This window comes from Paenibacillus sp. FSL M8-0228 (genome assembly GCF_038007385.1).
GTDB classification, from domain to species: domain Bacteria; phylum Bacillota; class Bacilli; order Paenibacillales; family Paenibacillaceae; genus Paenibacillus; species Paenibacillus polymyxa_D.
This window is the reverse complement of sequence record NZ_JBBOXA010000001.1, coordinates 752,822-778,929: the sequence shown is the minus strand read 5'-3', so window position 1 is coordinate 778,929 and position 26,108 is coordinate 752,822. Positions and strand designations below refer to the sequence as shown.

At 46.2% G+C, this 26,108-nt stretch carries 22 protein-coding genes; 7 read left to right on the top strand and 15 right to left on the bottom strand.

The window, feature by feature from the left end:
• Nucleotides 1-16: 16 nt before the first annotated feature.
• The 9 genes from MKY98_RS03530 to MKY98_RS03490 all read right to left on the bottom strand — a co-directional run bounded on the left by MKY98_RS03530 (nucleotide 17) and on the right by MKY98_RS03490 (nucleotide 8,579).
• Entirely contained in the window at nucleotides 17-1,018 is a 1,002-nt protein-coding gene (locus MKY98_RS03530; protein WP_029515860.1) for a radical SAM/SPASM domain-containing protein, read from the bottom strand.
• 25 nt (nucleotides 1,019-1,043) lie between these two features.
• Nucleotides 1,044-2,216 (bottom strand): radical SAM/SPASM domain-containing protein, encoded by a 1,173-nt coding sequence (locus tag MKY98_RS03525; RefSeq protein WP_029515861.1) that lies wholly within the window; start codon nucleotides 2,214-2,216, stop codon nucleotides 1,044-1,046.
• A 546-nt stretch (nucleotides 2,217-2,762) separates the two neighbouring features.
• Nucleotides 2,763-3,323 carry an NADPH-dependent FMN reductase gene (locus MKY98_RS03520; protein WP_069010941.1) on the bottom strand — a complete coding sequence of 187 codons (561 nt, stop codon included), beginning with the start codon at nucleotides 3,321-3,323 and terminating at the stop codon, nucleotides 2,763-2,765.
• Nucleotides 3,324-3,511: 188 nt separating this feature from the next.
• On the bottom strand, nucleotides 3,512-4,519 hold the full coding sequence (locus MKY98_RS03515; protein WP_029515863.1) for an AI-2E family transporter: 1,008 nt from the start codon (nucleotides 4,517-4,519) through the stop codon (nucleotides 3,512-3,514).
• Nucleotides 4,520-4,575: 56 nt separating this feature from the next.
• The gene (gene psiE, locus MKY98_RS03510; RefSeq protein ID WP_029515864.1) at nucleotides 4,576-4,992 is read right to left on the bottom strand and encodes a phosphate-starvation-inducible protein PsiE; all 417 of its coding nucleotides are present in this window, start codon (nucleotides 4,990-4,992) and stop codon (nucleotides 4,576-4,578) included.
• Between the two features lie 90 nt (nucleotides 4,993-5,082).
• Entirely contained in the window at nucleotides 5,083-5,577 is a 495-nt protein-coding gene (locus MKY98_RS03505; protein WP_029515865.1) for a DedA family protein, read from the bottom strand.
• 22 nt (nucleotides 5,578-5,599) lie between these two features.
• Entirely contained in the window at nucleotides 5,600-6,109 is a 510-nt protein-coding gene (gene pssA / locus MKY98_RS03500; protein WP_029515866.1) for a CDP-diacylglycerol--serine O-phosphatidyltransferase, read from the bottom strand.
• Between the two features lie 23 nt (nucleotides 6,110-6,132).
• A complete protein-coding gene (locus tag MKY98_RS03495; RefSeq protein ID WP_069010940.1) occupies nucleotides 6,133-7,902 on the bottom strand; it encodes a sensor histidine kinase in 1,770 nt (589 codons plus the stop codon).
• Nucleotides 7,899-8,579 carry a response regulator transcription factor gene (locus MKY98_RS03490; protein WP_029515868.1) on the bottom strand — a complete coding sequence of 227 codons (681 nt, stop codon included), beginning with the start codon at nucleotides 8,577-8,579 and terminating at the stop codon, nucleotides 7,899-7,901. Before MKY98_RS03490 ends, MKY98_RS03495 begins: the two co-directional genes overlap by 4 nt.
• A 211-nt stretch (nucleotides 8,580-8,790) precedes the next feature.
• On the opposite strand from MKY98_RS03490, the gene MKY98_RS03485 reads away from it, so the two are divergent.
• The 3 genes from MKY98_RS03485 (at nucleotide 8,791) to MKY98_RS03475 (ending at nucleotide 11,437) form a co-directional block, all read left to right on the top strand.
• The gene (locus tag MKY98_RS03485; protein ID WP_069010939.1) at nucleotides 8,791-10,134 is read left to right on the top strand and encodes a glycoside hydrolase family 30 protein; all 1,344 of its coding nucleotides are present in this window, start codon (nucleotides 8,791-8,793) and stop codon (nucleotides 10,132-10,134) included.
• A 195-nt stretch (nucleotides 10,135-10,329) separates the two neighbouring features.
• Nucleotides 10,330-10,722 carry a winged helix-turn-helix transcriptional regulator gene (locus MKY98_RS03480; RefSeq protein ID WP_069010938.1) on the top strand — a complete coding sequence of 131 codons (393 nt, stop codon included), beginning with the start codon at nucleotides 10,330-10,332 and terminating at the stop codon, nucleotides 10,720-10,722.
• A gap of 268 nt (nucleotides 10,723-10,990) precedes the next feature.
• Entirely contained in the window at nucleotides 10,991-11,437 is a 447-nt protein-coding gene (locus MKY98_RS03475) for a hypothetical protein (RefSeq protein WP_029515871.1), read from the top strand.
• Nucleotides 11,438-11,540: 103 nt separating this feature from the next.
• On the opposite strand, the gene MKY98_RS03470 is transcribed toward MKY98_RS03475, so the two are convergent.
• A complete protein-coding gene (locus MKY98_RS03470) occupies nucleotides 11,541-12,032 on the bottom strand; it encodes a phenolic acid decarboxylase (RefSeq protein ID WP_029515872.1) in 492 nt (163 codons plus the stop codon).
• A 166-nt stretch (nucleotides 12,033-12,198) separates the two neighbouring features.
• Between MKY98_RS03470 and MKY98_RS03465 the strand changes: the two genes are divergently transcribed.
• Nucleotides 12,199-12,747, top strand: a complete 549-nt coding sequence (locus MKY98_RS03465) for a PadR family transcriptional regulator (RefSeq protein WP_069010937.1) — start codon at nucleotides 12,199-12,201, stop codon at nucleotides 12,745-12,747.
• A 68-nt stretch (nucleotides 12,748-12,815) separates the two neighbouring features.
• Here MKY98_RS03465 and MKY98_RS03460 read toward each other — a convergent pair whose 3' ends face one another.
• From MKY98_RS03460 to MKY98_RS03450, 3 genes are read right to left on the bottom strand one after another with little or no spacing between them, the layout of a single operon-like run.
• On the bottom strand, nucleotides 12,816-14,015 hold the full coding sequence (locus MKY98_RS03460) for a Ger(x)C family spore germination protein (protein ID WP_029515874.1): 1,200 nt from the start codon (nucleotides 14,013-14,015) through the stop codon (nucleotides 12,816-12,818).
• Nucleotides 14,012-15,106, bottom strand: a complete 1,095-nt coding sequence (locus MKY98_RS03455; RefSeq protein WP_029515875.1) for a GerAB/ArcD/ProY family transporter — start codon at nucleotides 15,104-15,106, stop codon at nucleotides 14,012-14,014. Before MKY98_RS03455 ends, MKY98_RS03460 begins: the two co-directional genes overlap by 4 nt.
• A gap of 22 nt (nucleotides 15,107-15,128) precedes the next feature.
• Nucleotides 15,129-16,829, bottom strand: coding sequence for a spore germination protein (locus MKY98_RS03450; protein WP_069010936.1), 1,701 nt, complete (start codon nucleotides 16,827-16,829; stop codon nucleotides 15,129-15,131).
• 247 nt (nucleotides 16,830-17,076) lie between these two features.
• Here MKY98_RS03450 and MKY98_RS03445 point away from each other — a divergent pair, with 247 nt between their 5' ends.
• The 3 genes from MKY98_RS03445 (at nucleotide 17,077) to MKY98_RS03435 (ending at nucleotide 22,876) form a co-directional block, all read left to right on the top strand.
• Nucleotides 17,077-17,418, top strand: a complete 342-nt coding sequence (locus tag MKY98_RS03445; protein ID WP_029515877.1) for a phage tail protein — start codon at nucleotides 17,077-17,079, stop codon at nucleotides 17,416-17,418.
• 48 nt (nucleotides 17,419-17,466) lie between these two features.
• Nucleotides 17,467-21,357, top strand: a complete 3,891-nt coding sequence (locus tag MKY98_RS03440) for an immunoglobulin-like domain-containing protein (protein WP_069010935.1) — start codon at nucleotides 17,467-17,469, stop codon at nucleotides 21,355-21,357.
• Nucleotides 21,358-21,592: 235 nt separating this feature from the next.
• Nucleotides 21,593-22,876, top strand: coding sequence for an exosporium glycoprotein BclB-related protein (locus MKY98_RS03435; protein ID WP_069010934.1), 1,284 nt, complete (start codon nucleotides 21,593-21,595; stop codon nucleotides 22,874-22,876).
• Nucleotides 22,877-22,944: 68 nt separating this feature from the next.
• Here the strand turns inward: MKY98_RS03435 and nirD are convergent, their stop codons facing one another.
• Together nirD and nirB are read right to left on the bottom strand one after the other, a co-directional pair.
• Nucleotides 22,945-23,274, bottom strand: a complete 330-nt coding sequence (gene nirD / locus MKY98_RS03430) for a nitrite reductase small subunit NirD (RefSeq protein WP_029515880.1) — start codon at nucleotides 23,272-23,274, stop codon at nucleotides 22,945-22,947.
• Nucleotides 23,275-23,313: 39 nt separating this feature from the next.
• Complete coding sequence (gene nirB / locus MKY98_RS03425) at nucleotides 23,314-25,743, bottom strand: nitrite reductase large subunit NirB (protein WP_069010933.1); 2,430 nt, start codon at nucleotides 25,741-25,743, stop codon at nucleotides 23,314-23,316.
• Nucleotides 25,744-26,108 lie beyond the last annotated feature (365 nt).

Sequence of the window (26,108 nt, the reverse complement as noted above, 5' to 3'; positions counted from 1 at the left end):
TTCCCACCTCCCCAGCTTACAGCGCCGCCGATCTTTTGTAACACCACGGCTCTTCGGCCATGAAGTTGCCGCCGCTGTAATAGTACGATCTCGCCCGGCAGCCGCCACAAATGCCCACATCGGGGCAGGAGCCGCATTCTCCTTCATATTTCTTGAAGTCCCTTAAATCCCGAAACACCGGATTATCCCGCCATATTTCATCAAAAGGCTGCTCGCGAACATTCCCCACCTTGACCGGCAGGTACGGACAAATATGCACCTCGCCATTCGGCAGCACAGAACAATAGGAGACCCCGGCCAGACAACCGCGCGTGTACCGCATTTCCAGCCCCATGCTCTTGGCAAGCGGCATGAACTGGGGAGCGCATGTCGGTTTGATTTCAAGGGATGTTGACTTCTGTTTGGACAGAACACTGCGCAGAACCGAGTAATACCGTTCCCGCTTCAGCCCGTCTTCTTCGATATGGACGGCCCGTCCGGTCGGGACGAGAAAGAACGGGTGCAGAGAGGACACATGAAGCTCCTCGGCAAGCTGGGCAACCTGCACGAAGTCATCCATATTTCCCTCGGTCAGCGTCATGTTAATCTGCACTCTCAGCCCGGCTTCCCGGGCATAACGAATGCCCTCCAATGCTTGCTGCCAGCCTTCTGGCGCATTCCTGAACCGGTTGTGATACTCAGGCGTGGCGCTGTCTATGCTGATCGCAATGCCCCCCAGCCCTGCTTTTTTCAGCTCCGCAGCTTTGGCGGCGGTCAGAAGCGTGCCGTTGCTGCCAAGTGCGGGACGAAGGCCGATAGACGAGGCATACGCGATCAATTCGCAGAGATCTTCACGGATCAAGGGCTCGCCGCCGCTGAATATGAGAAGCTTGAATCCAGCCTGCTTGATCTGATCAATGAGCCGGATGCCTTCCTCCGTGGTTAGCTGGTCTTCTACAGACGATGTCGGCCCCGAGTCACGATAGCAGTGTTCGCAGTATAAATTGCATTTCTTGGTCACATTCCAGGAAACGAGCATGCGTATTCAGCCTTCCTTTCCAGTGTTATACGATTCCAATTTCACGGTCACTTAAATAACAGGATGGGTCCTCCGCCCAGAAATCACCGCTTACCGAAGCCCGGGCCCGGAAATTCCCGTTACAGATATCCAGCCAATTGCATTCTCTGCAGCGTCCCTTTAGCAGCGGTTTACGGTCGCGCAGGCCGACCATTAGCGGATGAGCGGCATCACGCCAAATCTCGCTGAATTTCTGCTTGCGGATATTACCGATTTCGATATCTCTCGTGAACTGATCGGGATAGACGTTGCCGTGCCAATCCACGCAGCCGATGGCTATTCCGGAACGGTTGCCGCCGTTTCTCTGAAGCAAGCCAAGCAGTTCAGCTGCGCGCTCCGGGTCGCGCTCCATCATCCGCTGGTATAAGTAAACGCCATCCGCATGGTTATCAACGGTGAGCAATTCCACCGGTTTGCCTTTGCCATGCAGGTCCACCGTTTTAGCCATAATCCGGTCAAGAGCATGCCGGGATTGTTCATGGGTAACATCCTCTTGCTGCAGGGCGCTCCCGCGGCCGGAATAGACGAGATGGTAGAAGCAGGCCCGAGGAATATTTTCCCGCTCGATCAAATCAAGGACACCATCCAAGTCTTCATATGTATGTCTGCTGATCGTGAACCGGACCCCTACCTTCTGGCCGATGACCAAGCAGTTTCGGATACCCTGAAGCGCCTGCTTAAAGGCTCCTTTTCGCCCGCGAAATTCATCATGGCGCTCTTCCAGCCCATCCAGGCTTACACCGACATATTTAACCCCTGCTTCTTTTAGCATCTTCGCTCTGTCCATGGTAATCAATGTGCCATTGGTCGATACTACCGGCCGAAGCCCTTTGCTTGACGCATAAGAAATCAGCTCATAAATATCTTTGCGGATCAGAGGCTCTCCACCGGAAAAAAGCAGTACCGGCACTTGGAAGGCGGCCAGATTATCAATAAATACCTTAGCTTCCTCCGTCGACATTTCATCGGGATCATGGGCAGGACAGGCATTCGCATAACAATGTTTACAGGTTAAGTTGCAAGCCCGTGTCGAATTCCATACGACGACAGGCCCTCTGCCCGCGGAAACGCCATGAGGTTTGTGGCCCGGCTTAATGGTATAACGAAGATCATCGCCTTCTCCCTTCATACCGGTAAGTAGTTTCGTTACATTAATCATTTCCGTTCCCTCATCTCCCTATAATTAGATACCAGTTCTTTTTATCTTAAGATAACTTGTGAGAATAAGGATATGCGCTATTATCTTGCTCTCGCGCCGCATTAATGCTTGGGTCTGCAATAAGAAGAAACGTCTGACGGCGTCTTATTAGAGCTTATGCTTCCGAAGTAGCGATATGAGTATCGCTTTTAGGTACGTTTACCCGTAATGCTGCGGGTATCAAAAAGGTCGTGGCCGAAATGATTTTTTCTTACAGCTGAAAAAGTGCTAGCAGGTTTCACGGTTACACACAGCCATGACATTCAGCGTGAAATTTGGCAAAAGTATATATTTGTTGCCAGCATGAGCGGAACACTTCTGGCATTGGCTAATCGTAATATGTCATATCCGATACTTGAAACGGTGTATGCCCGATTAAAGGTCTATGAGCGTTTGCTGGACACAACTAATATTAGATAACTGGTGAATTCCTGCCGTTGAATATGTAGTAGGTGGCCATTCAAATAAGCAGATCCTTCTATGATGAAGGATCTGCTTTGGATTTTCCTATACCTGTCCTCTGCATGCTTGCTCAAGCCCTTGAAGTAATGCCTCCATTTCCTGTCTAGTTTCAGCGTTTGTAATGATGCCTTCTGAGTTCAGCTTTAATGTGATATGCGGAATAATGACCTTTCCATTCTCCACAATCTCTGCGTTGATCATTTGCAATGTGAGCAGCAGCGAGGCATGCGCCAGATGGCCGCCCATAGGAGACGGTGACGCGCTAATGACCGCTGTTGGTTTATTTACAAATTCACCTGAAGATACAAGCCAATCCAAGGCATTTTTCAAAGCACCCGGTACCCCATTTCCATATTCCGGTGTACAGATCAGCACTCCATCCACTTGTTTCAATTGTTCCCGTAGCCCTCTTACGGAAGCTGGCCCCTCATCTACATCCAAGTCAGGGTTAAAATGCGGGAGATCTTCCAACCCATCATAGACTGTGAACATCATATTTTCAGAAGCCAGCCCCATAGTAGCCTTCATAAGTGCTGTATTGGAGGACTTATGACGAAGGCTACCCGATATAGCCAATACCTTAATTTTCTGTTCCAACCGTATCATCTCATTTCTCCGAACTTGATCTGATCTTGCATATTCAGTGTACTATAGCTAACAAGAGAATTAAAAAGTGGATGAGCGTCAGCGATTTTTCCTGTGAACAAAAGGGCAATAAAAAAATGCCTGCGGTTTCGCAGGCATTTGTGATATATCAATAGTCACTATACTAGGGCGGAATCTGTATTGCTGAATCAAGTATCCTTCTCTTGCTTGCGTTTTATCCCAATCAGATCAAGGAAGAAAACAAACAACGGAATACCTACAATCAAGCCCCAAATTCCAATCAGATGCTCAGAGAAAATAAGTACGACAAAGGTAAAGAAAATCGGTAAATTCGTTTTGGATGACATCAGCTTCGGATTTAAGAAATAGGCCTCAATCGCATGAATCACCACGATCAATATAACCAGATAAATTACATATTGAATGCCACCGACACTGAAAGCGATCAGGCCGAGCGGTGCCAGTGAGATAAACACACCTGCCACCGGAACCAATCCCAGTACGAAAATGATGAGCGCAAGACCGAGCAGATTAGGGAAGCCCATAATCCAGAGCGCAATCGTGGTCAATATACAGTTAATAAGTGAAATCAGCAGTTGAGCCTCCAATACCTTCCCGAACGTACCCAGAAACATACGGCCAAAATGACCCACTTCCTTGAAAAACCAGCCCAGCTTGCTATCTACAAACGTAGCTGTAAAGCGTGTAATATAGGATTTTTCCATCAGGAAGAACAAGCTCAAAATAATTGACACCAGAAGCTGTGTTCCCAATTGACTGACCTTCATTACTGCACTCAGGCCAGGCTCAAATAGCCGCTGAACATTCAGTGTGTCCATAAATTCGATAATCGTTTCGTTCCATTGATTACGATCAGGATACATATACGCTTGCTGAATCATGAGATACACCTGCTTGACCTGTACAATGATTAGCGGCACCATTCGGTAAACGCCCCACACCATAATCAGGATCAGCAGACCATACACCAGTAGCAGTACGACCATTGACGGTACATTGACAAACCGCTTGACCAGCTTATTCACTCCGTTATATATACTGCCAATCAAGATCGTAAGAAGCAGTGTTAACAACATAATATTCATCATGCTTCTTAACATAAACAACAGCAAAACGATTATCGCAAGGACGGCTATCCGCCTGACGCCCGCATGATTCATCCAGTTTCTTACCATTCGTCTTTATTCCCTCTCTCCCACTTGACTGTCACCCTTTGCAATCTTTCCCGGCATTAACTTTCTCTTTTTAACAATTTACTGTTAGCGATCAATAGAGAACCTACCATGACTAGAATAGCAATGGACCACCAGAATGTATTTTTAGCATCATCATGGTCCACAATAATGAGCCTGATGACGGCCGTAATCCCAATATAGATGAAATAACGTAATGGAAAATGAAAATTGGTTTTAAAGTACTTAACTATTAATGCTATGAATTCAAAATACAAGAAAAATACAAGCAGCTCTTCCGTGAATTCATAGTAATTTTTGTCGGCCTCTGTGTACAAAAAAACATAAGAAAAAATGGACCATGTTTCTTTTAGAAGTAAGAAGCTTAAAATCAGCCCGACCAGAAATAGCGAGATATTTAAGATCATTTGCAGAAAACCAGGTAACTTCTCAATATACTTCATTAATGCATTCAATACAGATCCCCTCACTGGTTGTACAATATCATCTTTATTTATATTATCGGTGGTATACGTGAAAAATGCTACATTACTTTTGGGGTCACCTTAATGAAAGTTTATATTCGCCCCTGCAATATAACCAATGGAGATAAAAATAAGCGTCCATATCAGAGAACCTGCGCTTGCCACCAGCATATATTTTCGGACAGGCATCGCACTAAGCCCTGACAAATAGCTTGTTGCATGTCTGACTCCTGGGATAAAATAACCAAACAAAATGGTCCACAACCCAAAGCGCGCAAACCACCCCTTAACTCTTGCAAATCGCTTCGGTGTCAATCCAACCCACTTGCCGTGCTTATCCACCAAGGGCTGACCCAGCTTTTTGCCTAGCGTGTAGCTGATCATCATCCCTGTCATTGCACCGATGAAGCTGACTAAGATAGACACCGAATAATTCAGTACCATAATAGAAGATAAATAGCCGACAAACACCATAATAATTTCATCTGGAACCGGTAGGCCAATAATCCCAAGAGCAAGAAGAGCAAAAATAGCGATATATCCGTATTGTGTAATCATGCTGATGGCCCATTCCATAGGAGCGCCACCTCCTGACCGATTATTTTTTGAAGGACGGGAAGGGAATACGGCTAACCATCAGGAACGACAGCACTACCATTAACGCAAGCAACAACCCCGGCTTCAAATGCTCACTCCATAAAAACATAAAGGACAAGATCACTCCCGCCGCCGTAATCGGCATACCCACAAAGCCTTTACTAAAAGCCATTAGGTTGAATCTTGCCAATCTTACCGCACCACATATGACAAACAAAACAGCCACAAGTGGTCCTACCCAATGGGTATCTCCCAGCTTGTATAACAAGATCAAAAAAGCAGGGGCAACCCCAAATGAGACAACATCCGCCAGCGAATCGAGCTGTTTGCCAAAATCACTGGAACAATGCAGCAGCCTTGCCAGCAAACCGTCTAATACATCCCATAAAGCAGCCACCACCACGAGAATAAAAGCGGTCATGTATTGCTCATGAATCGTGAAATACAGGGATAAGACCCCTGCCCCCAGGTTTGCAATCGTGCATAGTGAGGGCAACCAATTCCATTTCATACTCTTAACTCCTTTGCCATAACTTAGCCTCCGAATATAACAACAAAACGGACGCCGTCCTTGGTATTCTCCACCTTAAAGTGGAATTCGTGCAAATCCAAAATTCGTTTGACGATCGACAGCCCGAGCCCTGTCCCACCTGTCTGGCGGCTTCGGGACAGCTCAGCCCGGTAAAAGCGATCCCATATCTGCTCCAGTTGATCATCAGGAATGGTCTCACCTTTATTTTCAATGGAAAAAAAACTGATATCCCCAGCACCTTCGATACGAATCGTGATTGAGCTTCCTTCCTCAGCATGTCGTATGGCATTGACAACAAAGTTGATAATCACCTGTTCCATCCATCCTACATCGGCATGGATCGGCATCTCATTGGCGGGGATAATGACTACTTCCAGCTTTTTCTCCTTCAACAAATGGAATAGCTTGTCCACGACCTCCTCCACCAGCTCACTCAAGATAAAGGTCATCTTGCGAAGCTTGAGAGTACCCGATTCCAATTTGGCGAGGTCCAGCATATCTTTGACCAATCGCTCCATTTTGTCCGCTTCCTCTACAATGACTTTCATATAATGATCCTGCTTCCCGGCGCTAACCCCATCTTGTAATCCTTCTGCGAAGCCTTTAATGATACTCAGCGGAGTTTTCAGTTCATGAGAAGCGTTGGCAAAAAAGTCTTGTTGCACAGCCTCCATCCTCTGCTTCTGTTCCATATCCTCCACTAATTGCTGATTGGCCTCCTGAAGCTCGCGCAAAGCGGTGTCCAGGTTCTGGGACAGGGTATACATGCTGTAGGACAAGCTGCCCAGTTCATCATTCTGCCGGATTGGTGTATGGGCTGTAAAATCGAGCTTAGCCATCCGCTTGGCGGTATTATTCAAAGCAATGAGCGGGCGGGTCACCATCCGAGAATAGAACAGAGACAAAATTAGAATGAGTGCAAATCCTCCGATCCCTAAGTACAGATAAAACCAGCGCAAAGCCTCATTCGTCTCACTGATTTCCTGCAACGATGTCACAGTGAACAGGAGGTCGATCTCGCCTGTGCTCTGACGAACAGGATGGACTATAACTGCATTGCGTACCCCTGTCCAAGGTTCCGTCCAATCTTCCTCCAACACTTCGAAATTCTTAAGCTTCTCCAGATGCGACTGTGATAAAGGAAACCATTCCTCCAGCGCACTAAACAGTAAACCTTGTCGCTGACTCCATGTTTTCAGATCCGGCAGTACAATCTCTGTCACCGTACCGGAAAACCTTACACTGCCACCTGTGCTTGCCTCTTCCAAAGTTGATCCTATACTTTTGAAGCCAAGCTTCTGTATGCCGGTTGGATAAATTAAATTGGCGGAGGATATGCCTTCCGTTCCCAATCCCTCACCTTCAACCGTTACCGTATCGCCAGGCTGAAGCCGGGCAGCTCTCAGCTCATCTCCATACTCACTCATAAACAGAGACAGCGATATTTTAACGATTTTACCATCTGCTTTTCTTACATTGATATGAAACGCATCATCCAGCTTTACTTTGCCGTCCAGCGTTACAATCGCCAACTGGTTTTTATTCTGAAGCATAAAACGAGCTGCCTCACGCGAAACCCTGCCCGATCCCCAAGCCTCCTGGACATAACTTTGACCGAAGCTATGCAAACGACTTTCCACACGCCCAATCTTCTGTTTCTGATAAAAATTTTCAAAAAACAACAATTGACTTAAAATCACCATACCGTAAAAACACAGGAAAAACACAACCGTCATAATGAACAACTTAAAGGTAACTCCCCGTTTGTTCATTCTTCCTCCTCAAACCTGTAGCCAGTACCAAAAATAGTGCGGATATGGCGTGATTCACGGCCCAGCTTACTTCTCAGCTTTTTGATATGCGTATCGACAACTCGTGTATCTCCTTCAAAGTCGATGCCCCACACTCGGTTCAGTATCGCATCCCGTGAAATAACGATGCCTTTATTATGTATAAGTAGCCGCAGCAGCTCATACTCCTTGGGCGTCAGTTCGACTTCTGCCTGATCCACCTCAAGCCGATGAGCCATCGTGTTGAGAATGGCACTACCGAACCGCAAGATATGCGACTCTGGCTGCACATGTCCTTCCACCCGTTTCATCAGCGCGTTGGCGCGGGCGATCAGCACCTTGGGGCTGAAAGGTTTGGTCACGTAATCATCGGCTCCCAGTTCAAAGCCTAATATTTTATCATCATCACCGGATTTGGCTGTCAACAAAATGATCGGCACACCTGAACGGCTGCGCACCTGGCGGCATACCTCCCAACCATCCAGTTCCGGCATCATAATATCGAGTATAATCAGGTCAGGCTGCACCGAATCAAACCAGATAAGTGCATCTTTTCCATTGCCTGCTTCATAGACTTCCCAATTATTTTGTTTAAAATAATCCGCAATCACTTCACGAATACGTATTTCATCCTCGACAAGAAGAACTCTTTTCTTCAATCGACTTCCCTCTTTCGGTCATTCTAGGACACCAGTATATCAAAAACATGTGTACTTTATGTGTTCTCACCACTTCTTATTTACTGAAACTTCCCATCCGCAAATTCAACCTTGGATTAGGGCAAATTTGTCATCGCTCAGACCATCTCTTCCTCTAAGATCCTACCCTATAATAAGTTGAGATACAAAAAGCCTGACAGGAGGGTAACACATGAGCAATCAAACCATTCAGTGGTTTTCCACTTCCAAAGCTAAAGCTTGGCAATCCCAAGCTCACCATTTGACCGATACCCAAGAGAGTGCCAACCTAATCCTTACAGGAGAAACATATCAGCTTGTAGAAGGCTTTGGTGGCTGTTTTAATGAATTAGGTTATGTGGCCCTGAATCATTTGGAAAAGGACGACCGAGATCGGGTGCTTCATTCTCTCTTTCACCCAGAGGGCGAGCACAAATTCACGATATGCCGACTTCCTATTGGAGCGAGTGACTACGCGCTGGAATGGTATAGCCACAATGAAACAGACGGCGACGTGGAGATGAAGCATTTTTCCATCGAGCGCGATCAGCAGTATCTCATTCCTTTTATTCGAGAAGCGTTACAACTCAATCCGGACTTAAAGTTGTTCGCTTCACCCTGGAGTCCGCCGACATGGATGAAATCACCGAAAGCCTACAATTACGGCACGTTGCGCTGGGAAAAGGATATTTTGAAAGCGTATGCATTGTACTTTGTCAAATTTGTTCAGGCTTACCGGGAGGCAGGGATTACGATCCATCAGATTCATGTTCAAAATGAAGTCATTGCCGATCAGAAGTTTCCTTCCTGTGTATGGACCGGAGAGCAACTGCGTGAATTTATTCGCGACTATTTGGGTCCTGCTTTTGAGGAACACGGACTGGATACGGAAATTTGGCTGGGCACCATTAACGCACCCGATCCGTGGGAGGAATTAATGAAAAAGACTTCGACCGGATTCGATGAGTATGCCCATACCGTGTTAAGTGACCCCGAAGCCTACAAATATATTAAAGGTGTAGGCTACCAGTGGGCAGGCAAAAATGCCATTCAGCGCACCGTTGCCAGTTATCCTGAGCTTCGTTACATGCAAACCGAAAATGAATGCGGTAACGGAGAGAACTCATGGGACTACGCCAAATATGTATATAATCTGTACCAGCACTACTTCACCAATGGTGTGAATGCTTATATTTACTGGAATATGGTTTTGGAACCGAAAGGCAAGAGCACATGGGGCTGGGAGCAAAATTCGATGATTACCGTTGATCCAACGGATCGAAAACCTGTCCTGAATCCAGAGTATTATGTCATGAAGCATTTTTCTCATTTTGTATTACCGGGTGCCCAACGCATCGGACTTCGCGGCTCATGGACTGGAGATGCAGTCGCTTTTCAAAATACAGACGGGCAAAAGGTGCTAGTCATCGCCAACCCCTTCAGGGAATCTCGGGTACTGAACCTGTCTATCAGAGAAACAACACACCGTTTGGAACTGGAGCCAGAGTCCTTTAATACGATCGTGATTCCTTCTTAACGCCGCAGTTTTCTGGAATTATGCATATATTAGGAATATTACGTTCCTGTTTTCCGGTCCTACGTAATCATCATGCTTCACTGTCCAGTCGATCTGTATCCATATACGTATGCATAGTTTCCAAAATGGATGTATATCCTTTTGCGTATAGTAACTATAAATAGTATACTTGGAATAACTACGGACAGGAGGTCGATGAATATCACTACTGTAAAAGACCGGATTGATTTGAAGCTGATTAATTGTGATAAGGAATTGACTCTCGCCGTCATCGGTGGAAAATGGAAGCTGATTATTTTGTGGCATCTCGGTATGGAAGGCACCAAGCGGTTTGGTGAATTGAAGAAGCTGATTCCCCATATTACGCAAAAAATGCTGACCAACCAATTGCGCGAGCTGGAAGAAGATAAACTCATTCTACGTAAAGTCTATCCTGTCGTCCCTCCGCATGTGGAATATTCACTGACAGAGCATGGCGAAAGCCTGATTCCGGTACTGAGAGCAATGTACGATTGGGGATCAAACTATCGCGAGAACGTGATTTGGAAAGAAGAAGAAGAAGCGGTTCAAGACGTCACACCCGTGTGACCAGCAAACAAGCATTTTGCGAAATGCTGAACTATATTTCACGTAGAAACAGCCTCGGGAGATCTGGGGTTGTTTTTTGTGATATAAAGACGTTCCCCAAGATAATAAGAGATATGGATGCAAGTATCCGTTTCCATTGGCATTAAAGCTCGTTTTCCGCTACATATCCTCATTTTACACTTGTATTCGTGATTTACATTACATCCGCTGTGACGTATGATTCTTCCATCCCTATTTACAGTGAACTCGAGAAGGAGGCCATTCTAGCATGAGCATGACGCTTGCCCAGCCCACAACGTCCCAAGCGACCCAATTACGCATTGGTTCCATGGAAATGATTCAATACGATTATCGTCAATTTCCTGACTCGAAACCCTATCAACACCATTGCTGTGGCTTGCTTACTATGTCGTGTAACGGCGCTCAAGGTCTGGCAGAATATGAGTTACCTGAAATTAAAGGCGCCTTTGACCTCGTCCGCTGGGCTTCCGTGTTTACCTCACTCAAGGGTCTGTCCTTAACCGAGGCTGAGCAATATATTCAGCACCACGCTGATCACTGGGGGCCTGATAAAACAGAGCTGGCTCTATCTGCCTTATCCGATCTGACTGCCCATGCGAACCTGCACATTCTCTCCCCATTAGCGACCATCCTCCCCCCTCGGATTAGTCGTTCGTATCTCATCGAGCATGGCCTGGTCTACTATTCATTCTAAATATCGTCCACCACTCCATTAGCAATCTACTTTCCAGTTCATGCAAAAAAGCCTGAGACTGTTTATCACAGGCCAGGCTTTTACACTTTCAGCACAGAGTTGATCACACTTGCAGTTTACCTGCACGAATATCGTCTGTCATTCCTTCATAAGGTGCTTGGGAAATTAATTGTTCGTTGTTCACACCCGCATTTTCGATGAATGTAATATCTGCAAATTCAGGCACCACATACTTTGGATACGTTTCATACTTTTCACGCGATTCTTCCATTAGCGGAATAAAATCGTTTTGGTAGCGCACAGTGATTTCCGGATGCTCATGAACCCATTTAGGGAAGAAAATAATGCCGTGCATACGTTTTTCTTCAGGCATAAAATTCAGAGACACGTCAGTGCCTGTCGGTTCGGTCCACGATACTTTATACACGTTTTCCACCAGTTTCGCCAGATTGACCTTCTGATCACGTACCCAGCGGCCACCTACCATACCACTATGAATGCGATAATCGATCGTATCTTCATTTTTAATATATATTTCATACTCCCAACCATTCTCATAGGTGTAAATCATGTGGCTGCCGATAAACTTGTCCATCTTGCATCCTTCTTTCCTAAATTATAATTTTTCATGAATTGAATGGGATACCAAAGATAATAAATATTCAATTCAAACATGTAAATATAAACATGTTTTTAACTACATATAAATTGTAGCACTGTGGTATACTAGTGTCAAATACCGTTTTACGAGGAGAGCTACGTTGAAACGCACTTTAAAATATGCCATTTTGGGCCTGGTTCACAAAGAGGAAATGAGCGGCTACGATATTACGAGCCAATTCAAGCAGGAAATCGGACAATTTTGGAGCGCCAAGCACAGTCAGATTTATCCCGAGCTCAAAAGGCTGACCGAAGAGGGACTCATTGAATATCGGACCTCCATTACAGGAGCCAAGCTGGAAAAAAAATTGTACTGCATTACCCCCAAAGGAACCCAAGAGCTGACCGAATGGCTGCTAAGCCCCAAGGAGTTACCGGAAACGGAAAAAGATGAGTTTATGCTTATGCTGTATTTCTCAGCGGCCATCCCCAAGGAAGAGAACAAGCGATTGTTCGAGGACCAGATTGCCAAACGTAAAGAAAAGCTGGAGTATCTGTACGAAAGTAAAAAATCCCTCCAACAGCTGGACGAGAATCTTCAATCCCCCGGCTCTAACCAATTCGGGCATTATCTGGTGCTGAGCCGTGCCATTAATCGGGAAGAAAGCTATATTACGTGGCTGGAAGAAACACTGTCCCTGTTTGAATAGCCTAAAAAACCTTCAACGTCACGTAGATTCGTGGTATTGAAGGTTTTTCTAAAATAAGTACGTGCAAACTAGTCTGCCGTCGTAATCGAAGAGCCGTAATCTTCAATATGGATATCTGTGCTAAACCGTACAGGAATGGTACTAAAAGTGGTATCCCAATCCTCTTTGACCTTACGCCAAACTTTAGGATGCTGAATCCTCAAGGCCTCTCCGAAACCTCCGACGTCAACCTTTAGCTTTTGCATTTTAGCTAACGTTTGTTCAGCTAATGAATTCACTTTCTCCTGAAAGAGACTCTCTTCTTGTCCAAGCACATTGTTGCTACGCAAATTTTCATTCTTTATATGCACCTCCGAAATGCGTCCCTCTGAGGTCATTTTTACCTGAAAGGAAATGTCATCCCCCTGAACGATGGCCTTGATCTTGCTTTTCACCGCTTTGATCTCATATGCTATATTTTTACCGGTTTTCGGATCGCTGCTTTTCAGCACGCCTCCATCCAATTGGCCTTTGATCCACATAAGACCCTCGACCTCCGACTCATTCAGATAACCACCGTAGGTTTGTGTCTTTCCCTTGATGATTCCCGCACCTGCGAGCTTGATTTCATTCTCCGCCGTAATGACATTAGGTAATATAAAGCTTCTTTCACCCTTCATGGGTCCGATCACTTTAGCCAAAGCCATGGGCTTTATCAACCGCGCGTTCCGTTTACGGTTTTGGAATATATCCTTTAATATATAAGCAGGAATCTGACCAGGAATTTTCTCCTGAAGCGCATTCCCCGCCTTGTCTGTACTAATCAGTAGCTGTACGCTGGGCCGAATGTCATTATCCCCCAAGAAAAAGTCCAGCAGCTCATACAACGGAATCTTGCGAAGCAGACTGGAGCTGATAATAATCGTTTTCAAATGTTGCCCGATGGGAGGTCGATTGGTCCGCAATGAAATTTCTCTGAGCATTTCAAAAACGGAATCCCCCGTTTCCGTAATATTAAAAAATTTTTTAGCTTGCGGGGAGGAGCTATTGGAGCCTCCGCTTTCCTCTGGGATGACAAATTGGAAGGTTCCAGTGATTAACTCTTTTTTTGGATAATCTCCTCCTTTTCGATTAATTTGCTCTTCTTGCGAAGATTCTGCCTCTACATCCATAGCAATACCTGTCATCAGATTTAGATCCTCCACCGGCGAGCTGCTCCAACAACCTGAAAGTGTACAACATACTAGGAGTGCGGTCATTCCGAGTAATCCCGACCGTGCCCTCATCATGACCGCACCTTCCTCCAGCGAGAAATAAGCAGAAGTGGCAGTGGAAGCAGAGCGAATAAAACAAAAGCTCCATTCCCCAGGATCGTTCCAAAAGAAAATAACTCATTCAGATTTTTGGGAATTTGGGATAGGAAGTAGATGATCGGAAGCAAAATGAACAGCGTCTTGGAATAAGAGCTATTCAAAATTTGAGAAACTCCGAGCGAAGCGCAATAAAAAGCAATACTAAATGTGGAAAAAATTTGCATGATCCAAATGGTCAACAATAAGGATTCGAACCGTTCCAATAACAGGTACTCCACTTCAAAACTGCGAGCCAAATCTAAAAACGGCCAGGTTCTGCTCAAGACTCCTTCGAACGAAAAAGCGCCAATGCACAGGATCAGCGTTGCTGTATAAAAAGCGACCGCGATCCCGATCGCCAGTCCGATTGCCTTGGTTGCTTTCTCGGGTTTTTCCATCCGACAAAAAATAATCAGCAAGGACTCTGTCCCCGTTAATGTCAGGATTGTAGTCTTGAGCGTTCTAACCACTGGCATCACCCCCTCCGACAAGACAGGACGCAAATTATTCAATTCGAAAATATTTAAACTCAGCAAGCATATCAACAAAAAGATAGCCGTCGTAATCGGGAATATTAATTGGCATATTTTCCCTAATGAACTTACTCCTCCCATGCATAGGTACAGAGAGAGCCACATAAAAGGTGCTGAAATTGCCCACGCCGGAGTGCCTTCAAGCAGAAAGAACGACGTTACTTCCTCCACAGATCGGATTTCAAATGCGGCTATACAAACAAAATAAATAACAATCAGCATACCAATCCCTTTGCCAATGACTTTGCCTGTTATCCGCTGAACATACTGGTAAAAGGTACTTTCTGGAAACCTTGAACTTAGTTTGATCATAATCCATCCGAGCAGGAAAGTGCCCCCCCCTGCTAAAATGACAGATATCCACGCATCCGGTGTTTTTGCAACTTCAGTTGCTACTCTGGGAAGGGTAAGCAACCCGGCAGCCAGCATAAAGGAAACCACAATTGCCGTTGTCTGCAACGTTGTAATTTTATCCGCTTTTTTCCCACGGGCCATCTTGCTCCCTCCTGTGTTGAGCTCATCCTTGTCGCTTAGGGTCTTTATGCTTCAAAAGAATGGGTCTATTTTTCATAAATTGCAGCGGTGCTCGTATGAAGTAATCTTTCCAGTCCTTCAACGAACGGGGGACCGTTAGACTCAGGAACGGCACACCGAAGCTGTGTAATTTAACCATATGAATACTCAGCATTAGGAAAAACATGATTACGCCATACAACCCGAAGGTGGCCGCCGTAAACATGGCTCCAAAGCGCATGACACGCATGGAAATCCCAGCGCTGTATACAGGGGCTGAAAAGGAAGAAATCGCTGTAACGGCCACCACAATTACGAGAATCGGGCTTACAATCCCGGCGTTAACAGCGGCCTGTCCAATAATCAAACCGCCGACGATGCCCATCGCTGGACCGATGGGTTTGGGGAGCCGAAGTCCCGCCTCACGTAAAATTTCGATAGAAATCTCCATAATCAGGGCCTCAACCAGCGTCGAAAACGGAACCCCTTGTCTCGCACTGATAATGGAAATGACCAGCTTGGTTGGAATCAATCCGGGATGAAACGAGATAAAGGAGATATAGAGCGCCGGGGCGAACAACGATATGAAAGTTGCCATAAAACGAAGGAATCGTATAAGCGAACCCGGTATCCATCGTTCATAATAATCTTCGGGGGACTGGAGCATCATCCCATACGTTACAGGCATAAGAAGCGCAAAAGGTGTACCGTCCAGCAGAATCGCCACACGTCCCTCCAGCAATGCAGCCATGACCCGATCCGGTCTCTCCGTATTTTGAATTTGCAGAAAGGGGCTAAGAAAATTATCCTCAATAAGCTGCTCCACATAGCCCGACTCCAATACCTCATCCATATCAATGGTTTGGACCCGCCGCTTCACCTCATCCACAAGCTCCGGGTCGGCAATGTCTCTGAAATACACCACCATCAACTGCTTCTCCACTCTTTTTCCAACTTTGAAGGACGACATGGCCAGTTCCGTACTTTCTCCATGTCTGCGCAGCATTGCCGTATTATCGCTGAGGGTCTCGGTAAAACCGACTCGCGGTCCTCGCAGCACCGATTCCGATATCGGGTCCTCCACCCCTCGTGTATTCCCTTTGGGTGTACCCAGCACAAAAGCGCCGGGTATGCCCTGAATTATAAGTATGACAGAACCGAACAGCACCTTTTGCAAGGAGAACTGCACCTCTAACGTATACTCTGTCTCCGATACCAGCATGACCTGACGAATAAACATATCCCGAAGCTCTTTTCCTCTCGGAAGATCCCCCCCGCCTTGTCCTGAACTGCCCCAATCCATCAGTGGCTTTAAAATGTTCTGATCCATGCCAACCTTGTCTGTTAATCCATCCACAAAAAAAAGTGTACCTACAGCGTTCAGTTTTCCCAGGAAAATAGATCGTTCGTTCACATCTGCCATATCCGCGACGGCTTGTCTGACTTTTTCTATATTCGCCTCATAATCTTCGGTAAAGGTTCCCTTTTCCTTCTCTGCCTCACTTACAGACGGGTTGCGATCTGCCTGCTCCGAACGGTCTTCTTCTTCTAGAAGCTTTAATCGTTCCATACGTCTGCTCTCTCGACCATCCATCGCTTTAATTTGTCGTACCGTCAGAAAAATAATCAAAGGTATGATGAACAAAAAGACAGCTTCTATCCATACGTTCCATTTGGGTATATGAGTTCCGATGACCTGCCACACGTTCTTTCCTCCTTTACTTCCATAGGATTTGTATATAGATTTACCTGGATTAGAAAAAAGATGCATGGACGATAGGTGGGATGGAATAAATTTCTTTGCTCACAAAAGGAATAAAAAGGTGAATTTGATAGATGAACTGTAGTGTCAAATGTAGAAATCCATGATAATATCTATTCATTCTATGACTAATGTCACAAATTTGTTGAATTCGTGGTCCATTATTCGAATCTAAAAAGGAGTTGTAGGTATGAAGAATCATTTTTGGAAGAAAACCGCTGTGTTGAGTTTGTTAGCGGTCATTTTGTTAGGTGGAACGGCAATCAGTCCCAAACAGGCACATGCAGGTTATGAGCCTTATATTGGGGAAATTACGGTGTACCCGTACATGTTTGCTCCTAAAGGTTGGCTAAAATGCGAGGGCCAGATCTTGAGCATTGCTCAGAATTCAGCATTATTTAGCCTGCTGGGCACTAATTTTGGCGGCGATGGAATGAGCACATTTGCATTGCCTGACTTGCGCGGAGCTTCCCCGTTGCCAAATGTAAACTACTACATCGCAACCGAAGGGGCATACCCGTCCCGCCCATAAGATGAATACGCTCAATAGTGTGCTATTTAATAAAGAAGAGGTGATAGCGTGCTCGAAGGCAATAACTTCACACGCAACAAATTGAAACCCTATCGGTTGCTGGTTCCATTGCTGCCATTCATCGGCGGTGCGTTCCTGCTCATAGGGACGAATGAGGCACATGCTGCCGGTTGGGAAAATGTAGTGTTGCACAAGCCTGTAAGCTCAAGCGGTTACACGCAACCCTATGATCCCTCCAGAGCGGTAGATGGGTCAATCGAGCCAACAAGCCGCTGGTATCAAGCTAGCAACGGTGAGAAATGGATCCAGGTAGACTTGAGAGATTGGTATATCGTAGATCGATACGTTGTTACAGGTATGGGTGTCCATTATGGATGGAACGATCAACGTGATCCATACAGTTTCCGATTGCAGACAAGCAGCAACGGAATTAATTGGGTGACTGTTGATACCGTACAGAATAATGGAAGCTCTAATGTTGAAAAGAGCATTGCCCCTGTAACTACACGATACTTGCGATTAACTATTGATCAAGGAAATGCAAGAAACAATCAATGGACTTCCATCATGGAATTCGCAGCTTATGGGGAGCAATTGCCTATTCCACAGGCTCCAGGCCATTTTGCAGGAACCAAAAATGGAAATACAGTGGAGTTAAGCTGGGATGCTGTTCCTTATGCAACATCATACAAAGTCATACGAGATAGCGTAACGCTCTATACAGGCAGCTTAACCCAATTCATAGACACTTCAGCCTTGCCGCCAGGTGAAGCAATTTATACGGTTCAGGCTGTGAATGCTAAAGGGGAGAGCACTCCCTCAGAGGTTAAAGTGATTATACTTACCGATGCCGAGAGAGTTGCACAGGCAAAAGCCGCTCTTGCTTTAGGCTTTGCATCTGGAGATACAGCTGATTCGGTATCTCAAAATCTGACACTACCCCTCACTGGATTGAATGATACGACGGTGAGCTGGAGTTCGGATACTCCTGACGTCATTACGAATGAGGGGGCTGTCACACGCCCGCGGTACGATCTGGGTGACCGAAAAGTAAAACTGACAGCTACGATTGCAAAAGGAACCGCCTCGGATACTCAAACTTTCGAAGTTACCGTACCGAAGATAACTGCACATGATACATTGGATCAAGCAGCAGGTGCCCTCTCGCTTGGCGATTTGTCTGCGCTGACAGAAAATATATCTCTCCCATTATCCGGTTATGGTGGTACGCAGATCGAATGGTCCTCGTCCAAACCTCTTGTCATTGCATCAGATGGAACACTCACCAGACCCTCTTATAGTAGTGGAGATACTGACGTTATCCTAACGGCTACCCTGCAACTTGCAGGCTTAACGAAAACAAAGAATTTTACTGCGCATGTATTCCGTCTGCCCATGAGCGATACAGAAGCCGTTGACGCAGCATACAGGGCGCTTGAGTTGCCAATGACTACAGTAACCGGAGACGTATATTTGCCAAAAGACGCATTGAATGGTGTTCAGGTGTCATGGTCATCGACTCAGCCCCAGTTCCTGGATCATACGGGGCATGTAACATTCCCAAGCTATGTGCAAGGCGATCAGACCATCACGCTGGAAGCAGTTGTGTCACGAGGCGGGGTTGATCTGCGAAAAACATTCAGCCTGCTCGTGCCCGCACTGCCCGTAAGTGCTGATGAAGCCGTAAATTTGGCAGCAAATACTCTAAATTTGGATTATCCGCAAGGGATTAAGGATTCTATTGCTCTGCCTCGTACAGGAGCATTTGACACCCAGATTGACTGGTCTTCGGATCAACCAGATATCCTCAGCAACAGCGGTCAGGTGAATCGGCCTAAATATACAGACGGTGATGCGAATGTACAATTAGTTGCCATTATTTCTAAAGGTGCAGCTTCTGTACAAAGAACATTCACGATCACAGTGCTGAAGGCATTGCCGAATACACCTTACGTACGATTGAACGGCAGTAATCCAATTGTTCTGGAAACCGGCGACAGCTTCACTGATCCAGGAGCCAGCGTACTGGACAGTGTTTACGGCAATATCCTGCTCCCTGAGCTTTCAGGTAGCGGGAATGTTGATACAAATGTACCTGGTGTATATGTATTGAACTATGCTTATAGCGACAACGGGGGTTGGACGGCAGAGCCTGCAGAACGCCATATAAACGTGCTGCCTCGTGCTGTTACAGCCGCAGCAGGCAATGAGGATATAGCCTCTGTGATCGTTACAGGCGCCTTACCGAACGCACGGCTTGAGCTGTACAATGCTCAGCAGGAGCTTATAGCGGAAGGAATTGCTTCCGGAGAGGGTAGATATACATTTATACCCGTTCCTGAAGGAGCCACCTACTATGTGCTACAGAACGTAAATGGCATGAAGAGCGCTCCGTCAGGGCTAGTGTATCCGCAAGGGTTAACCGCGCAGCGCGTTGCCGATTCCATCACAAGCATAACACCTCCTACAACAAGTGATACATTGCTCAGGTTGCCTGTTGTACCTGATGGTTTCCGTGTGACCATCAGCAGCAGTAGCCAGCCAGACATCGTGCGTACAGACGGAACTATTGTTCAAGCAGGTACTCCTTCCGTTGTAACTATCATGCTGGATGTTATGAGGGTAAGTGATGGTTCTCATGCTTTGACGCAAGCCATAGAAGTCACCGTTCCTGCCAAGGTAATTGCGAATACAGGCAAATCTAACAAAGATAAGACTGAGGATCTATCTACTTTCGTGCCACAGATCGGATTTTCTGAACAAGGGAAAGAGTTCTCCCTCTTTGTTCCTTCGCCGGCATTTCTGGATGAGCAGATACAGCAAGCACTTCGTGAGGGCAAAGCATACGCAGACATTCGTTTGGAGCAGGAAAAACAAATGAGTCGTGTTCTCCTTCCTCATTCTTTACTGAATAAGTGGGATAAGATGGGTGCATTGGTAATATCCCGATATGGAACACTGAGGATATCCAGTGACACCTTAACCAGCATGGCCTCAGGTCAGCAGGACGTTACATTGTCATTCCAGCAGGTAGATGTACAGCGTGCACAGCAGATCCGTGATTGGGCTGAGCAACAATCCAGCCTGACGCTGATGGGTCCGGTTACAGACATCAAAGCTAATGTGACAGGGACATCGACCATCATTCTACCGCTGGATAACGAATCCTTAGGTGAGTTACACAATGCAGAGCCCCAGTTCTCCATTCTTGTTATTCATGAGAATGGCGAGCGTGAGATTCTAAAAGGTACTGCTGTAATGGATTCAAAAGGGATTTTGTCGGGTGTGAGTCTGAATACGACCGGGTTAGGTACCTTTGCCATCGCCACAGATGCAAAGCCTCAAACCGGTCATACCCGTGTGCAAAATGCCCCAATCAATTCGTCAGATTCGCAAGAGCTAGCTCAAGTATGGCCAGATGTACAAGGCCATTGGGCAGCGAAGTCCTTGCAATCTCTTGCAGACAAAGGCTGGATACAAGGCTATAAAGACGGCAACATACGTCCTGAGCGCGCTGTAAGCCGTGCAGAATTTGTAGCCATACTGACCAGAGCATTGGGAACTGCTGGAGATGAGAGCCCTTCTACCTCATTTACAGATATGAAGGGACACTGGGCTGGATCATCTGTGGATTCTGCTTACCGTCAGGGATGGATTCAAGGGCTAACCGCTCAAACTTTCGGACCTGATGAAAGCCTTACCCGTGAACAGGCGATGGTGATCCTGTCACACGCGATGCAGAATCAGACATCCATTTCCAGCACTACTGCACTGCAATCCTACAAGGATGAGCAGCAGATTTCAGCGTGGGCCTCCGCAGCATTCCAAAATGCAGTATCCTCCGGCTGGATCAGCGGTTATCCAGATGGAACGCTCAAGCCAAAAGCGGCTATCAGCAGAGGTGAGATGGCTGAACTGTTAGTACGTATGCTTAAATAAGAATTTTCAAGTTTCATAGATCAGATGAGTATAGCCAATACAACGCGGCCTCCAAGCTTTTCGGGGGGCCGTATTTTTTATGTGTATTTTATGTAACGAGCCTTCAACAATCATTTTTGCTTGGTCATTCACCCTTTTCGCTTCAGAAAATATATTATGAGTATCTGCGAAACGGGGCGATGAACCACCTGTCACCTCTACTGTAGGAAGAACGATCAGGAGGAGATATTTGAGCATGAAACATAAAAAACCGTTCAGGTTCAGTGGTGCATCAAAAAAAGATGAAGACTGTAAACCAACAAGAGTAAATAGAAGTATCGAAGATCTTCTCAGGCTGATTAATGAAATGACCGCGATTATCCCCATCGTGTTCGCAAACCCTTCTGCGGCTAATGTATCTTCCTTGCAACAGGTTTTAAGACGTCTGTTGTCTCTGGCGAAAAGCTTAAGGCTTCGCGGCGGGGCCAAGGCAGACATACTGGCAGCGCTGGAGCTTGCTATTGTTGCGTTAGAAGCTACACCTTTCTCGCCGATCGGCGTAGGTACTGCACTGCAACAATTGCTGGATGCGCTATTGTCCATCGTTTTACAAGAATCCCTCGATCCTGCTCTTAAGGACAGCTTAATCAACGCGATCAGAATCACTGGAACGATGGTTAGCAACGTATTAGGTGAAACATACTTGTCAGGGGAGCCCGGTGCACAAGGAGCCCCAGGGCCTCCAGGGCCTCCAGGACCTCCAGGACCGGTGGGACCGGTGGGACCCGGCGGTGCGCCTGGACCAGCAGGTGGACCAGGGCCACAAGGACCTCCAGGACCTATCGGAGCGGCCGGACCTGTGGGCCTTGACGGGCCTGCGGGACCTGTTGGAGCGACTGGACCTGTGGGCGCTACGGGTGCTACGGGAGCCGATGGTCTACCGGGCGCGGTTGGCGCTGTCGGACCCGCTGGGGCCACGGGTGTTACGGGCGTTACAGGGATTACCGGAGCCACCGGCTCGGGAGCCATCATCCCGTTTGCTTCCGGAGGGCCTGCTACACTGACAACTGTTCTTGGTGGGCTGGTAGGAACCACAAGTTTGATCGGCTTCGGAAGCTCAGCTACAGGTATTGGCCTCGTAGGCGATACCATTGACCTCACAGGTACGCTTGTAGGACCGCTTATTAACTTTGCTTTTTCCGTACCACGGGATGGCGTAATTACCTCTATTGCTGGTTACTTCAGTACAACAGCTGCTCTGACCCTCTTAGCATCATCCGTTAGCATTACTGCCCAGTTGTTTAGTTCCCCAACACCTAATAATTCCTTCACAGCGATTCCCGGAGCTACCGTTATATTGACTCCCCCACTGACTGACATTGTTGCTTTGGGAACGATCTCTAGTGGTATTACTACCGAATTGGCTATACCCGTAACCGCGCAGACCCGTCTACTTATGGTCTTCTCAGCAACGGCTACAGGAGCCTCCCTCCTCAACACCGTGGTGGGTTATGCGAGTGCAGGCATTACCATTACCTGATCCAAGCCGAAAAGGGCCCAACAGGATTGTCCTGTTGAGCCCTTTTTATTTGTATTCCATCAGATGAACTAAACCGTTTCGAGCGATATTTTTACTTCTTCTCCCTCTTCACAAACAGCGAACGTTTTAACTTGTCCGTGATCAGGCTCTTGAACGATGCCTGTCTGCAGGTCAATTTTCCAGTCATATAAAGGATCATAGATATAATGACCAGATACTATCGCCTCTGTAAGAGGACCTCTTTTGGGATGAGGATTGATATTTTCAACGGCATAAAGCTCATTCTCCGAAGTGCGAAAAACAGCAATTTCGACACCTTTGATGTGGATGGTACGTCCTATTCTGATCGGAAAATCCTTACTGTGACCGACGACAAGCCATTCGGCATTTTTGATCATTTGCTTGATTGCTCCCTTCCTCAGGCATTTTAGATACAATTACACAATAGACGGGGTGACAACCTCGAATAAATTCTTGCGTGAATCCTCATCATTGATGATCTTTTTCCAAGGGTCTTCGACCTGTTGCAGTGCAAATTCGATACGTTCTACTAAAGCTTGGCGATTAGCTGTATCATGAACGACTACTTTCTGAATCTCTTCCAGACCGATCCGTTCCACCCACTCCGAAGTACGTTCCAGGTATTGCCCTGTTTCCCGGTAGAATTGCATTACGCTGCCTACAATATCAATCAGCTCGGCGTCGGTTTTCACTTTACAGAGTGAATCAGCCAACCGTGCTTTAATACCGCCATTACCACCGATAAAGATCTCCCAGCCTCCATCATTACCTACGATTCCGATATCTTTGGTACATGATTCCGCACAGTTGCGTGGACATCCATTAACCGCTAATTTGAATTTTGCCGGGAAGTCCAGTCGTTCGAATTTCCGTTCCAACACTTCTCCCATTCCCATCGAGTCCTGTGTGCCAAACCGGCAAAATTGCGATCCAACACAGGTTTTAACCGTACGAAGTGACTTCGCGTAGGCATACCCCGACGGCATATCGAGTTCTTCCCATACTTTAGGCAGATCCTCTTTACGGACACCGATCAAATCAAGCCGCTGTCCTCCTGTTACTTTAACGACCTTAACGTTGTATTTAAGAGAAACATCTGCTATCTTCTTCAAATCTTCTGGGGTCGTTACACCGCCGTACATTCTAGGAACAACTGTAAACGTTCCATCCTTTTGAATGTTTGCGTGCAATCGCTCATTTACAAAACGGGAATCTCCCTCATTTTCATAGGTATCCGGGTTAATCATTCCCAGATAGTAATTCAGCGCTGGCCGGCATTTGGAGCAACCTTCATCATTATGCCAACCCAGTACATTCATCACTTCACGCGTAGTTGTCAGCCCTTTGGTTTTGATCGCTTCCACAATCTCGTCTCGGCTCAATGTTGTGCAGCTACATATTCCTTGCTTGGCTGACGTCTTGAAGCTGTCTCCAAGAACATATTGTAGAATCTGCTCCACGACCGGCTTACATCCTCCACAAGAACGAGTTGCTCCGGTACATGCCTTAATTTCATCGACTGTAGTCAATCCATTGTCATTAATTGCATCAACAATGGCCTTTTTAGTTACACCGTTACAGCCACACACAATTTCATCATCGGCCATCGTTTCAGCGGATGATGTTTTCGACCCGTGATTGCTGCATCCAGTACCCATGAGCTGTCCATATATTTCATCTGTCATCAATGTTTGCTGACGTACATATTTTTGCAGGCTAGCAGATTCACTCACATCGCCAAACAGTACAGTTCCAACAATCTTATTTTCACGAAGCAGCACTTTTTTGTAGGTCCGCTTCCACTCATCTTTTGCTACAATCACCGTATGTTCAGGCTGGGTTATGAATTCGCCAGCTGAGAAAACATCCACCCCTGAAATTTTGAGCTTGGTGGAAACCACCGATCCCATATAACCTTCAGTTTCCGCGCCTGCCAAATGTTTGGCAATGACACTTCCCTGCTCAAACAGCGGAGCTACCAGACCATAACAGATTCCGCGGTGTTCAACACATTCCCCTACAGCATATACATCCGGCACAGAGGTTCTCATCAAATCATCGACTACAATACCACGGTTCGTTTCCATACCACTTTGCACAGCTACCTGAATATTAGGCTTGATCCCAACCGCCATAACGACCAAATCCGCTTCCAGCTCGCTTCCGTCAGAAAACCGCAGTCCTTGTACCCGATCTTGACCGTACACCTCCGAAGTTTGCATTTGCATAGCAAACTTGATTCCCTGGCGTTCTAGTTCTGCTTTTAGCATCGCAGAGGCTTCCCGGTCTAGCTGACGTTCCATCAAATCTTCCATTAAATGAACGACCGTAACATCCATCCCCAGATTGACCAGGCCTTTAGCTGCCTCCAGCCCCAACAGACCTCCACCAATGACAGCGGCCTTTTTATAGGTCTTTGCCGCTTCCAGCATTGCCGAGCAATCGGCGATATCTCGGAAACCAATAACTCCCGGTAATTCTTTACCCGGAATAGGCAGAATAAACGATTGTGAACCAGTAGCCACCAAAGCCACATCGTAATCAATTTCCAGTCCGTCTTCGGTGAGAATCTTCTTGTTCTCACCGTCGATACTTTTAACCATTTTTCCTGTATATAAAGTAATCCCTTGATCCGCATACCATTGCAAATCGTTCAGTATGATATCATCTATTTTTTTACTACCTTCCAACACATAAGAGAGCATGATCCTGTTATAATTCGGATGCGGCTCACTTCCCAGGACTGTAATTTCATATTTATCTGTTAATTTTAAAATTTGTTCGACCGTATTGATACCAGCCATCCCGTTCCCTATAACCACAAGCTTCTTTTTACTGTTTATCATATACCGGTTCCTCCATTCATTCGACGCTACTTCCTATCCGACGACATCTCTACGTTTCTAATGAATATTGTTTATGCTTCTATTTTAATACAGCAGATAGAGCTATATGTGATTATAATCACAATGTGGTTCGCATTAAGAATGTTTAGGGATTTCCCTATTCCGTTTCAAGGGGTTTTGCACCATTCCCTACGCTGACTCTCAGTGCTAGATAGCCCTAAAACAAAAACAGAAGTGTTTGGTGTGAGATCTGCCGTAATGATTAGATTTAAAAATAGTGTAGTTGATGATCATTTGCTCTGGTCATCGAACGAATCTTTCCAGTTCATGTGTAAATACAACCTTTATAAGGAATACTTTAGGGA

What these genes read in the sequence shown, in the direction of transcription:
- MKY98_RS03475 (WP_029515871.1), top strand. Translation starts at nt 10,991, where the DNA reads ATGAGCATGACGCTTGCCCAGCCCACAACGTCCCAAGCGACCCAATTA.
- MKY98_RS03445 (WP_029515877.1), top strand. Translation starts at nt 17,077, where the DNA reads ATGAAGAATCATTTTTGGAAGAAAACCGCTGTGTTGAGTTTGTTAGCG.
- MKY98_RS03470 (WP_029515872.1), bottom strand. Translation starts at nt 12,032, where the DNA reads ATGGACAAGTTTATCGGCAGCCACATGATTTACACCTATGAGAATGGT.
- MKY98_RS03505 (WP_029515865.1), bottom strand. Translation starts at nt 5,577, where the DNA reads ATGGAATGGGCCATCAGCATGATTACACAATACGGATATATCGCTATT.
- MKY98_RS03515 (WP_029515863.1), bottom strand. Translation starts at nt 4,519, where the DNA reads ATGGTAAGAAACTGGATGAATCATGCGGGCGTCAGGCGGATAGCCGTC.
- MKY98_RS03455 (WP_029515875.1), bottom strand. Translation starts at nt 15,106, where the DNA reads ATGGCCCGTGGGAAAAAAGCGGATAAAATTACAACGTTGCAGACAACG.
- MKY98_RS03485 (WP_069010939.1), top strand. Translation starts at nt 8,791, where the DNA reads ATGAGCAATCAAACCATTCAGTGGTTTTCCACTTCCAAAGCTAAAGCT.
- MKY98_RS03435 (WP_069010934.1), top strand. Translation starts at nt 21,593, where the DNA reads ATGAAACATAAAAAACCGTTCAGGTTCAGTGGTGCATCAAAAAAAGAT.
- MKY98_RS03480 (WP_069010938.1), top strand. Translation starts at nt 10,330, where the DNA reads ATGAATATCACTACTGTAAAAGACCGGATTGATTTGAAGCTGATTAAT.
- nirB (WP_069010933.1), bottom strand. Translation starts at nt 25,743, where the DNA reads ATGATAAACAGTAAAAAGAAGCTTGTGGTTATAGGGAACGGGATGGCT.
- MKY98_RS03495 (WP_069010940.1), bottom strand. Translation starts at nt 7,902, where the DNA reads ATGAACAAACGGGGAGTTACCTTTAAGTTGTTCATTATGACGGTTGTG.
- MKY98_RS03460 (WP_029515874.1), bottom strand. Translation starts at nt 14,015, where the DNA reads ATGATGAGGGCACGGTCGGGATTACTCGGAATGACCGCACTCCTAGTA.
- nirD (WP_029515880.1), bottom strand. Translation starts at nt 23,274, where the DNA reads ATGATCAAAAATGCCGAATGGCTTGTCGTCGGTCACAGTAAGGATTTT.
- pssA (WP_029515866.1), bottom strand. Translation starts at nt 6,109, where the DNA reads ATGAAATGGAATTGGTTGCCCTCACTATGCACGATTGCAAACCTGGGG.
- MKY98_RS03525 (WP_029515861.1), bottom strand. Translation starts at nt 2,216, where the DNA reads ATGATTAATGTAACGAAACTACTTACCGGTATGAAGGGAGAAGGCGAT.
- MKY98_RS03530 (WP_029515860.1), bottom strand. Translation starts at nt 1,018, where the DNA reads ATGCTCGTTTCCTGGAATGTGACCAAGAAATGCAATTTATACTGCGAA.
- MKY98_RS03520 (WP_069010941.1), bottom strand. Translation starts at nt 3,323, where the DNA reads ATGATACGGTTGGAACAGAAAATTAAGGTATTGGCTATATCGGGTAGC.